The 2261-nt window shown below is 38.9% G+C and carries 2 protein-coding genes; both read left to right on the forward strand.

Annotated features, from left to right (window positions below):
* The first annotated feature begins 162 nt into the window (after positions 1–162).
* The gene (locus QZ379_RS12635; RefSeq protein WP_291565546.1) at positions 163–708 is read left to right on the forward strand and encodes a sigma-70 family RNA polymerase sigma factor; all 546 of its coding nucleotides are present in this window, start codon (positions 163–165) and stop codon (positions 706–708) included.
* On the forward strand, positions 705–2027 hold the full coding sequence (locus tag QZ379_RS12640; RefSeq protein WP_291565550.1) for a PorT family protein: 1323 nt from the start codon (positions 705–707) through the stop codon (positions 2025–2027). Before QZ379_RS12635 ends, QZ379_RS12640 begins: the two co-directional genes overlap by 4 nt.
* Positions 2028–2261: the final 234 nt, after the last annotated feature.

The raw sequence follows: 2261 nt of genomic DNA on the forward strand, positions 1-2261 counted from the left end.
ATACAGCTAAAAAATAACTAAATATTTTTTTTGCTATCAAACTTGGGTTAAGTTTACGATACTGCATAAAAACGTGTTAAAAAATAGGAATAAAAAAAATAGTATAAGTTTATGCAGTATTTTTGCTTTTGATTCATTTAACTATAGAACAAAAATCCCAATATGACTGAAGAAGAATTGTCTTTAAAATGTGCGAAAGCTGACCCGGATGCCAGGAAAAGGCTCTATGAGGTTTATGGCGGTCAGTTATTCGCTATATGTCTTCGGTATATAGGTGGCAGAGATACATCGCAGGATGTGTTTCATGACGGTATGATAAAGATTTATCAGTCGATAGGACAATTTAAATATCTTGGTGACGGTTCGCTCAAGGCATGGCTTTCCAGGGTAATGGTGAATGAGGCGTTAGGATATCTGAGAAAGAAAAACATGCAGATGCAGCAGGAAACACTGGTGGAGCAATTACCGGATACGCAGTTGGATGATGATGGCGAAGTGAACAATATTCCGAACAAGGAACTGATGAGGATGATTCGGGAACTGCCTGACGGATATAGAACGGTATTCAACCTCTTTGTTTTTGAAGAGAAAAGTCACAAGGAAATAGCCTCTATGTTAGGTATATCGGAACATACTTCGTCGTCGCAGTTTTATAGAGCAAAGACACTATTAATGAAAAAAATAAACGAATACAGGAAGAGTATATGAATGAAATGAACGAAAAATGGATAAAAGATATTCGTAGCCGGATGGAGAACTATTCGGAACCTCTCCCTGCTGACTTATGGGAGAAAATAGATGCTGATATCTCCAGACCTAAAGTAATCCCGATGTGGAGGAAATGGACCTCTGTAGCTGCAGCGGCTGCTGTAGTACTGGCCGTTTCTACTGTGTCATTATTCTATTGGACATCGGAACCTTCGCTGAAAGAATCTAATCTTTCTATTGCCGAAGCTCCTGCTATCGACAATTCAGAACAAAAGGATACACCTAAAGACGTTATACCGGAAGATGTAAAGCCTGTTGTTGCGGAAGTGAAAAATGACAAACTTCTGTCTGCAGTATCAGCCAAAGTTTATGATGAAGATGAATCGAATGTCGATACTATAGAGGAAAAACAGTCAGTAGCAGTTTCAGACAATAGTCCTGTGGTAGCTACAAACGATGAAAAGCAGGAAGAACCGACTTCGGATATGAAGGAGGAAGATAGTTCCTCGGCTAAGGAGAAGAGAATAAATATGATGAAAGCCGATAGGGAAACAGTACGACGCAATGCTTCATTTCTTGCAATGGCTGATTATGGTAACGGAAAGAGACGCAGTAAAATGCAGATAGGTGTTACCACAGGTAATATTCCGTACTCTTCGTCAAGTAATTTTAGCGGTATGTCAAGATTGGGAATGTCTACAAAGACTCTTTCGAGTGCAAATAATTTGATAGTTGGCGAGATTTCGGATGCGACTGCTTCTTACACTCAGATGCTGTCCAATAATATCAATAAGGAAACATATACAGACATAAAGCACCATATGCCGGTTACTGTAGGAGCATCTGTTAAATGGGGCTTTAGTGAAAACTGGGCTTTGGAAACAGGGCTTAACTATACTTATCTCTATTCGGAACTCCGTTCGGGAGCAAAATCTTATATAGAAGATGAGCAGAAGCTTCATTATGTAGGTATTCCTTTGAAAGTGCAGCGCTCTGTATGGAGCAACAGCATCTTTTCTTTCTATGCCTCTGCCGGAGGTATGATGGAGAAATGTGTTTCCGGCTCTTTGGACAGAGTTACTGTGGATGAGAGTAATAGAAAGACTTATTTCAGCGAGGATTTGAATGTAAAACCGTTGCAGTTTTCTGTTCTTGCATCTGTCGGTTTGCAGGCAAACTTCAATAAGTTGCTGAGTCTGTATTTGGAACCTGGTATGATATACTATTTCGATGATAATACTGATGTTCTTACAATACGAAAGGATAAACCTTTCAATTTTAATCTTCAGCTAGGACTCAGATTTAACATCGGGAAATAATGACAGGCGATTCGCTGAACGCCTGATGAACATGCAGTGAACATGGAATGAATGTACGGATTATTTCATGCTCACTGCATTTTTTTTATGATTGCATAGTCTATTTTATGTTCATCGTCTGTTCACACCATGTTCGCCGGCCGTTCATTAATGTTTTTCTAAATTCAATTTAAACAGTATTTGTCTTTTCCTGATTTTGGTTGACTGTTATAATGTCATTACCACTGATTATAG

Source organism: Bacteroides sp. (assembly GCF_019417265.1).
Classification (GTDB): domain Bacteria; phylum Bacteroidota; class Bacteroidia; order Bacteroidales; family Bacteroidaceae; genus Phocaeicola.

What these genes read in the sequence shown, in the direction of transcription:
- QZ379_RS12635 (WP_291565546.1), top strand. Translation starts at nt 163, where the DNA reads ATGACTGAAGAAGAATTGTCTTTAAAATGTGCGAAAGCTGACCCGGAT.
- QZ379_RS12640 (WP_291565550.1), top strand. Translation starts at nt 705, where the DNA reads ATGAATGAAATGAACGAAAAATGGATAAAAGATATTCGTAGCCGGATG.